This is a genomic window from Streptomyces sp. NPDC030021, assembly GCF_055574035.1.
The window spans coordinates 37205-44822 of record NZ_JBVIAH010000038.1 but is presented as its reverse complement, the minus strand read 5'-3'; the positions used below and the strand labels follow the sequence as shown (position 1 = coordinate 44822).

The window sequence follows — 7618 nt, the reverse complement described above, 5'->3', positions numbered from 1 at the left end:
CCCCCCCCCCCCCCCCCCCCCCCCCCCCCCCCCCCCCCCCCCCCCCCCCCCCCCCCCCCCCCCCCCCCCCCCCCCCCCCCCCCCCCCCCCCCCCAGCGGCGCCGCGCCGGAAACCAGACGGTTCGGCGCCCGCGCCGTTGCCGGGGCTCCGCCCCGGACCCCGCTCCTCAAACGCCGGAGGGGCTGAATCTGCCCAGCGAAGCCGCATGCGCCCGGAGGGCCGGGGCAGGCCAGAGGCCTGGAGCGAGCCGGAGGGGCTGAAGGTGCCCGGCGGTGCCGGATGGGGCCCGTTACTCCTCGCGGATCGGGATGCGGCCGTTCACCGGCGGGGAGGCCGGGGAAGGGGTGCCCGACGGCGGGGTCTGGCCCATCGAGGCCAGGAGTTGGCGGGCCACGCCCAGGCCCGTGCCGCCCATCGTGAGCGCCTTCGCGAACATCTCCGACATGCCCTCGGCCCCGTTCAGCAGGACCATGTGCTCCACGTTCCCGAAGGCCCCCGCGCCCGCCTCGACGATCGCCGGCCAGTTCTCGGCCAGCTGCTGCGCGACGACCGCCTCCTGGTTCTCCGCCAGCGCGGCGGCCCGCGCCTTGATCGCTTCCGCCTCGGCCAGACCGCGGGCCTTCGCCGACTCCGCCTCCGCGAGGCCCCGCGCCTGCGTGGCCGCGGCCTCCGCCTCACCGGTCGCCCGCGTGGCCTTCGCCGACGCGATGCCCCGCGCCTCCACGGCCTGCGCGTCGGCGGTCGCCGCCGTCGTCACCCGCGTGGCCTCGGCGGCCGCCGCGAGCTCCGTCTCCCGCGCCTTCGCCTGCGCCGCCGAGATCCGGGCGTCACGCTCGGCCTCCGCCCGGGTGCGGGTCTCGTACGCCGCCGCGTCCGCGGGCTTGCGTACGTCCGCCTGCAGCTGCTGCTCGCGCCGGTGCGCCTCCAGCTCCGCGACCCGGGTCTCCTGGACGACGACCTCCTGGCGGGCGGCCGCCTCCGACAGCGGGCCCGCCTGACGGGCCGTCGCCGCCGCCTTGTCCCGTTCGGCCTGGTAGCCGGCCTGCAGGATCTCGCTGTCGCGCGTCGCCTCGGCCATCCGGGCGAAGGCGGCCTGCTCGGCCTCCGTGGCCAGCCGGTTCGCCTCGGCCTGCGCGATCCGCGCGTCCCGCTGCACGGCCGCCGCGTGCGGCATCGCCAGGTTCTTGATGTAGCCGGTCGGGTCCTCGATCTCGTGGATCTGCAGCGAGTCGACGATCAGGCCGAGCTTCTCCATCTCGGTACCGCAGGCCATCCGGGTCTGGCCCGTCAGCTTCTCCCGGTCGCGGATCATGTCCTCGACCGTCAACCCGCCCACGATGGAGCGCAGATGGCCCGCGAAGACGATGTGCACGCGCTCGGGCATCATCTTCTGCTGGTCCAGGAACCGGCGGGCCGCGTTGGCGATCGACACGAGGTCGTCGCCGACCTTGAAGATGACGACGCCCTTCACCCGCAGCGGGATGCCCTGGTGGGTGACGCAGTCCACGGACAGCTGTGTCTCGTTGAGGTCCAGGGACAGTTTCCGTACCGCCTGCACGCCCGGGAGCACGAGCGTCCCCCGCCCGGTGACGATCCGGAACCCCATGCCCTGCCCGAGGCCCTCGGTCTTGTGCGTGGAACCGGAGATGACGAGTGCCTCGTTCGGTTCGGCCACCCGCCACATGAGCTTGAACAGGCCGATCAGAGCCACGATTGCGGCGAGAACGATTCCCGCCACGACGCCGATAGCCATCGGCAACGCCCCCTTAGCGCGGTGCCGTTCGGCACCGACGAGGCCGAGTCTGCGCCTGCCGCAGCCCCGCCGGAAGATGCGGGCCGAGTCTTGTCGCCATCTTGATACGTACAGGTGGGACGGGGCGTCAGTTGTCGTAGGCGGCCATCACGTACACCGTGCGCGGCGGCAGGTACTCGACCACCGTCACCACCGTCCCGACGGCGATGCGGCCGGTCCCCGCGACCGGGTGGGCGAGGAAGTGCTCCGCCCCGCCCCGGATCCGTACGATGACCTCGCCCACCAGCCCCGGCCCGACCGTCCCGGTCACCCGGCCGGTCAGTCCCACCATGTCCGCGTCGGCGCCCGTGTCCCCCATGGGGCGAGGGTACGCCGCACGGCCACCGGAAGGGGCCTGCCGAGCCGGAGCGGGCTGCGAGGCTACGAGTGGCCGAGGTCCGCGGCCGGCAGGTCCGATTCCGAGACCGGGACCGAGCCGGTGTCGGGGGCCGGTCGCAGGGTGAACTCGTCCGAGGCCATCGAGTCGAGCACCGGCGGGGCCGGGCGCAGCGGCGCGGGCATGACCGCGGCCTCCGAGTGGCCGCCGCAGCCGTAGGACAGCGACACCAGACGGCCGTCGGCCGGGCTGAACTCGTTCGCGCAGACGCCGAAGGCCTGGCCGAGCGAGCCGCCGATGGCGACCAGGAAGCCGCAGGAGACGCAGGACGCGGGCGCGGCCTGCGCCATCGGGGTCTTGGCGCCGAAGGACTCGTCCCAGCGGTCAGCGGCGGTGTGCAGCCCGTACCGCGAGAGCACGCGCGCCCGGCGCATGCCCAGTTCCTCGGCGACCGAGGTGATGGAGCCGCGTACGGGGACCACCGCGCGGTCGGTGACGTCGGCGTCCTCGGCCTCGACCAGTTCGGCCATCTCGGTGGAGACCACCGAGTTCGGCGGCGGGGTGTCCTCGCCCGACCAGCCCGGCTCCAGGCGCAGGTCCTCGGCGTCGGTGGGCAGCAGGTCGCCGGGGCCCATGTCGCCGGGGCGCAGCCGCTCGCTCCACGGCACCCACTCGGGGGCCAGCAGCGCGTCGTCGCCGGGCAGCAGCACCGTTTCGTCGAGGGTGACGTTCTTCGCGCGGGAGGCGCGGGTGACGGTGACGGCCCAGCGCCAGCCGCGGTAGCCCGGTTCCTTGGACTCGAAGAAGTGGGTGACGACGCGGTCGCCCTCCGCCACGGCGGAGACGTGCGCGCCCACCACTCCGGGGAAGGCGGCCTCCTCGGCCGCCGCGCGGGCGAGTTCTACCGCCTCGACGCACAGGCGGTCGGGGGTACGCGGGGTACGGCTTCGCGTCGTCGCAGCACTCACTGGTCTCGTTCTCTCCTACGCCGTCTCACGTGTGCGCCGTCCGTACTGTCGTCCACAACGACCCGCCGGTGCTGTCCGTACGTGGCGCGGGCGGAGCGGACCAGAGGGCCGCGTCGACGTCCGCACCCGATCGGACTCCGGGCGCACCTCACTGCGACCCATTCTGCGGGATCACGAAGAGGCGCGCGGCCAGGAGCAACCGCCGGTGGCGCGCTACGCACGCTACCTCCTCTTAAGCCTCGGGCACACATGCAAGGTCCGATTCGCGGACAAGCCACCGGCCGGGCGACGCGCCGGGAGGCGCCCGGCAGGGCCGGGTGGGGCACTATGTCGAGTGTGGCACCCGTACGGTCGTCCGACGACGGCTCGGGACCGGCCAGGCGGGCCGGCCGGGCTGTCGGGCGTGCGCTGCACCTTCCGGCGCGCGGGATCCGGCGGGCCACGCACGCGCACGGGGCGGGGGAATCGGGCCTCGGCAAGCTGATCGAGCTGCACGCCATCAACGGCGCCGGCGATGTGATGATCACGGTGGCGCTGGCCTCGACGGTGTTCTTCTCCGTTCCCACGGACGAGGCACGCGGCCGGGTGGCCCTGTACCTGGCGATCACGATGGCCCCCTTCACCGTGCTGGCCCCGGTGATCGGTCCGCTGCTGGACCGGCTGCCGCACGGCCGGCGGGCGGCGATGGCGGCCTCGATGCTGGCGCGCGCGCTGCTGGCGCTGCTGATGTCGGGTGCGGTGGCCACGGGGGGCATTCAGCTGTATCCGGCGGCGCTGGGCGTGCTGGTGGCGTCCAAGGCGTACGGGGTGGTCCGCAGTGCGGTGGTGCCCCGGCTGCTGCCGCCGAAATTCTCACTCGTCAAGGCGAACTCCCGGGTCACGCTGGCCGGTCTGCTGGCCACGGGCGCGGCGGCACCGGTGGGTGCCGCCCTGCATCTGATCGGGCCGCCGTGGCCGCTGTACGGGGCCTGCGTGATCTTCGTGTGGGGCACCGTCGCGGCGTTCACGCTGCCGCACAAGGTGGACGAGGCCAAGGGCGAGCGCCGGGCGCGGCTGTCCACGCACGAGCCGCACTCGAAGCGTCCGGGCCTGCGGACGGTCAGCCGGCCGGTGCTGTGCGGGCTGCTCGCGAACGCCTCGATGCGTGCGCTGTCCGGGTTTCTGATCTTCTTCCTGGCGTTCCTGCTGCGCGAGCATCCCCTGGCGGGGCAGAGCGCGGCGGTGTCGCTGGGCATCGTGGGCGTCTCGGCGGGCGTGGGCAACGCCTGCGGTACGGCGGCGGGCGCGTGGCTGCGGGCGCGGGCGCCGGAGGCGATCATCGCGGCGGTGCTGTGCCTGACCCTGGGCGTGGCGGTGCTCGCGGCGGTGTTCTTCAGCGGGCTGTTCATGGCCGTGCTGGGCGCGACGGCGGGCTTCTGCCAGGCGCTGGCGAAGCTGTCGCTGGACGCGATGATCCAGCGGGACGTGCCGGAGTCGGTGCGGACCTCGGCCTTCGCCCGTTCGGAGACGCTGCTCCAGGTGGCGTGGGTCCTGGGTGGCGCGATCGGCATCGTGCTGCCGCTGAACGGGGTACTGGGGATGTCGGTGGCCGCGGCGATCGTGGCCCTGGGTACGACGATGGCCCTGCGCGGCGTCCTCTCGGCCCCCCGCCCCCACCACACGGGCACCACCCGCCCCCGCGTGGCGTGACGCCGAGCCTGCGGCGCCGTTGCCGGGGCTCGCCCCGTACGTGCGCTGCGCGCCCGTGCCCTCAAACGCCGGGCGGGCTGGAAGACAGCCCCGCCAGGGGGCACCTCCCAGCGGTAGCCGGGGGAGTTTGAGGCGCGGGGTCTGGGGCGGAGCCCGGGGAAGCCCGGGCGGAGCCCGGGGCCGCTCGCGCGGCGGCGCCGCACCGACAGAACCGCGCCGCGCCGCAGGCCACCGGTACCCCGTGCGGCGGCGCAGCCCACCGGCCCGATAGCCTTCGGCTCATGACCGCACCGCTTTTCTCGGGTAGGGCCCGCCGCAGCGTCGCGGCCCTCGGAGCCGTGTCCGCCGGCCTCCTCCTCCTCTCCGCCTGCGGCGAGAAGCCGACACCGCTGGCGACCGTGACGGTCGGCACCTCGTCGGTGTCCGCCGAAGCCTCCTGCCACAACGACGGCAAGGAGCTCTCCATGGACCAGGTCCAGGAGTGCCTCACCAACCTCAAGAACCCCAAGACCGTCGAGTACGCCCGCGGTGACACGCTGCGTCTCGGTGTCGAGCCGGAGATCGTCGAGGACGGCAAGCGCTGGTCGGCGGTCCTGGACGGCCAGCCGATCACCGAGCCCTCCTCGAACACCTACCGCAGCTTCCCGGGTGCCGACGTCTTCGCGACCGGCGGCCAGGGCGAGGCCCCCTCCTCGAAGAAGCTCGCGTTCCTGCAGATCGCCGAGGACGGCAAGCCGCTCGCCGTCTGGTCCTTCAACCTCAAGCTCAAGTAACCGGGCGGCAGCGGTGCGCGTGCTCGTCGTGACCGCGGTGGCGGCGGAGGCAGACTCCGTCACCACCGGGCTGACCCCTCATCCGGACACTCCTGGTCCTGAGCCACGCACCTTGTCCGGCGGTTACCTGGTCAACCGCCGGGACCTTCCGGGCATCGCCTTCGACGTGCTCGTCGGGGGCGTGGGTCCGGCGGCGGCCGCCGCCGGGACCGCCACCGCCCTGGCCCTCGCCAACTACTCGCTCGTCGTCTCCGCCGGCATCGGCGGCGGGTTCGCGCCCGCCGCCCCGCTCGGTTCCCTCGTGGTCGCCGACGCGATCGTCGCCGCCGACCTGGGGGCCGAGACCCCCGACGGCTTCCTCGACGTGACGGAGCTCGGCTTCGGGCACAGTGTGCACCTGCCGCCCGCCGAGCTCGCCGCCCGCGCCGCCGAGGCGACCGGGGCGCTGCTCGCGCCCGTGCTGACCGTCTCCACCGTGACCGGGACCGCCGCCCGGGCCGCCGCGCTCGCCGCCCGGCACCCGATGGCCGGGGCCGAGGCCATGGAGGGTTTCGGGGTCGCGGAGGCGGCCGCCGCGCACGGGCTGCCCGTACTGGAGATCCGCGCCGTGTCCAACGCCGTGGGCCCTCGTGACCGTGCCGCCTGGCGGATCGGGGACGCGCTGACCGCGCTCGCCGACGGCTTCCGCGTGCTGGGGCCCGTACTCGCGAACTGGGGAGAACGCCATGAGCACGACCACCGGTGAACCGCTGAAGATCGCCTATTCGCCCTGCCCGAACGACACGTTCGTCTTCGACGCGTGGGCGCACGGCCGGGTCCCGGGCGCGCCCGCCCTCGACGTCACCTTCGCGGACATCGACCTCACCAACGGCATGGCCGAGCGCGGCGAGCTGGACGTGCTGAAGGTGTCGTACGCCGTACTGCCGTGGGTGCTGGAGGAGTACGCGCTACTGCCCTGCGGCGGGGCGCTGGGGCGCGGCTGCGGCCCGCTGGTGCTGACCCGCGAGCCGGGGCTGGACCTGACCGGGCGGACGGTGGCCGTGCCGAGCGAACGCTCCACCGCCTACCTGCTGTTCCGGCTGTGGGCCGCGGACGTGCTGCCGGAGGGCGTCGGCAAGGTCGTCGTCCTGCCGTTCCACGAGATCATGCCGGCGGTCCGGGACGGCCGGGTGGACGCCGGGCTGGTGATCCACGAGGCCCGGTTCACCTATCAGGACTACGGGTTGCACTGCCTGGCCGACATGGGTGAGCACTGGGAGTCCACGACCGGCCTGCCGATCCCGCTGGGCGCGATCATCGCCCGGCGCTCGCTGGGCGCGGAGCGGCTGCGCGCGCTGGCCGAGTCGGCCCGTACGTCGGTCCGGATGGCCTGGGACGACCCGGAGGCCTCCCGCCCGTACGTCCGCGCGCACGCCCAGGAGCTGGACCCGGCCGTCGCCGACCAGCACATCGGTCTCTACGTCAACGAGTTCACCGCGGACCTCGGCGACTCCGGCTACGCGGCGGTGCGCGGGCTGCTCACGCGGGCGGCGGCCGAGGGTCTGGTACCGGCCATCCCGCCCGGCTCGCTGGACTTCCCGCAGGACTGACCGCCCGCACACACGACTGCGCCCCGCCGCTCTTCCGAGTGGCGGGGCGCAGTCGTACGCGTGACGGTGCGAGGCTCAGACGTCGAGCTGGTCGGCCACCGCGCGCAGCAGTCCGGCGATCTTCGTGCCGTGCACCTTGTCGGGGTAGCGGCCGCGCTCCAGCATCGGGGTGATGTTCTCCAGGAGGGTCGTGAGGTCCTGCACGATCGAGGCGAGCTCGTCCGGCTTGCGCCGCTGCGCGGCCGCGACGGAGGGTGCCGGGTCCAGTACCGTCACCGAAAGTGCCTGGTCACCGCGCTGGCCCGCGACGACACCGAACTCGACGCGCTGGCCGGGCTTGAGAGCGTCCACCCCGGCAGGGAGCACCGACGAGTGGACGAAGACGTCGCCGCCGTCGTCGCGGGAGAGAAAGCCGAAGCCCTTCTCACTGTTGAACCACTTGACCTTGCCGGTAGGCACGTCCGTCCTC

At 74.0% G+C, this 7618-nt stretch carries 8 protein-coding genes; 4 read left to right on the top strand and 4 right to left on the bottom strand.

Features of this window, described 5'->3' with window-relative positions; genetic code table 11:
* Window positions 1-290: 290 nt before the first annotated feature.
* From ACZ4YL_RS40175 to ACZ4YL_RS40165, 3 genes are all read right to left on the bottom strand, one after another.
* Window positions 291-1754, bottom strand: a complete 1464-nt coding sequence (locus ACZ4YL_RS40175) for a flotillin family protein (RefSeq protein WP_373044742.1) — start codon at window positions 1752-1754, stop codon at window positions 291-293.
* Window positions 1755-1881: 127 nt separating this feature from the next.
* On the bottom strand, window positions 1882-2112 hold the full coding sequence (locus ACZ4YL_RS40170; protein WP_030011817.1) for a hypothetical protein: 231 nt from the start codon (window positions 2110-2112) through the stop codon (window positions 1882-1884).
* Between the two features lie 62 nt (window positions 2113-2174).
* Window positions 2175-3098: a DUF3027 domain-containing protein gene (locus ACZ4YL_RS40165; RefSeq protein WP_189735105.1), complete on the bottom strand. Its 924-nt coding sequence runs from the start codon at window positions 3096-3098 to the stop codon at window positions 2175-2177.
* A gap of 327 nt (window positions 3099-3425) precedes the next feature.
* Between ACZ4YL_RS40165 and ACZ4YL_RS40160 the strand changes: the two genes are divergently transcribed.
* The 4 genes from ACZ4YL_RS40160 to ACZ4YL_RS40145 all read left to right on the top strand — a co-directional run bounded on the left by ACZ4YL_RS40160 (window position 3426) and on the right by ACZ4YL_RS40145 (window position 7149).
* Window positions 3426-4787 carry an MFS transporter gene (locus ACZ4YL_RS40160; RefSeq protein ID WP_468123361.1) on the top strand — a complete coding sequence of 454 codons (1362 nt, stop codon included), beginning with the start codon at window positions 3426-3428 and terminating at the stop codon, window positions 4785-4787.
* A 281-nt stretch (window positions 4788-5068) separates the two neighbouring features.
* Window positions 5069-5560 (top strand): DUF2771 domain-containing protein, encoded by a 492-nt coding sequence (locus ACZ4YL_RS40155; protein WP_150257960.1) that lies wholly within the window; start codon window positions 5069-5071, stop codon window positions 5558-5560.
* A 13-nt stretch (window positions 5561-5573) separates the two neighbouring features.
* On the top strand, window positions 5574-6305 hold the full coding sequence (locus ACZ4YL_RS40150) for a futalosine hydrolase (protein WP_468123359.1): 732 nt from the start codon (window positions 5574-5576) through the stop codon (window positions 6303-6305).
* The gene (locus tag ACZ4YL_RS40145) at window positions 6286-7149 is read left to right on the top strand and encodes a 1,4-dihydroxy-6-naphthoate synthase (protein ID WP_468123357.1); all 864 of its coding nucleotides are present in this window, start codon (window positions 6286-6288) and stop codon (window positions 7147-7149) included. The genes ACZ4YL_RS40150 and ACZ4YL_RS40145 overlap by 20 nt, the downstream gene beginning before the upstream one ends.
* Before the next feature lie 75 nt (window positions 7150-7224).
* On the opposite strand, the gene ACZ4YL_RS40140 is transcribed toward ACZ4YL_RS40145, so the two are convergent.
* Window positions 7225-7608, bottom strand: coding sequence for a cold-shock protein (locus tag ACZ4YL_RS40140; protein WP_030012939.1), 384 nt, complete (start codon window positions 7606-7608; stop codon window positions 7225-7227).
* Window positions 7609-7618: the final 10 nt, after the last annotated feature.

Coding starts and splice junctions, on each gene's coding strand:
- ACZ4YL_RS40155 (WP_150257960.1), top strand. CDS start 5,069: ATGACCGCACCGCTTTTCTCGGGTAGGGCCCGCCGCAGCGTCGCGGCC.
- ACZ4YL_RS40170 (WP_030011817.1), bottom strand. CDS start 2,112: ATGGGGGACACGGGCGCCGACGCGGACATGGTGGGACTGACCGGCCGG.
- ACZ4YL_RS40175 (WP_373044742.1), bottom strand. CDS start 1,754: ATGGCTATCGGCGTCGTGGCGGGAATCGTTCTCGCCGCAATCGTGGCT.
- ACZ4YL_RS40160 (WP_468123361.1), top strand. CDS start 3,426: ATGTCGAGTGTGGCACCCGTACGGTCGTCCGACGACGGCTCGGGACCG.
- ACZ4YL_RS40145 (WP_468123357.1), top strand. CDS start 6,286: ATGAGCACGACCACCGGTGAACCGCTGAAGATCGCCTATTCGCCCTGC.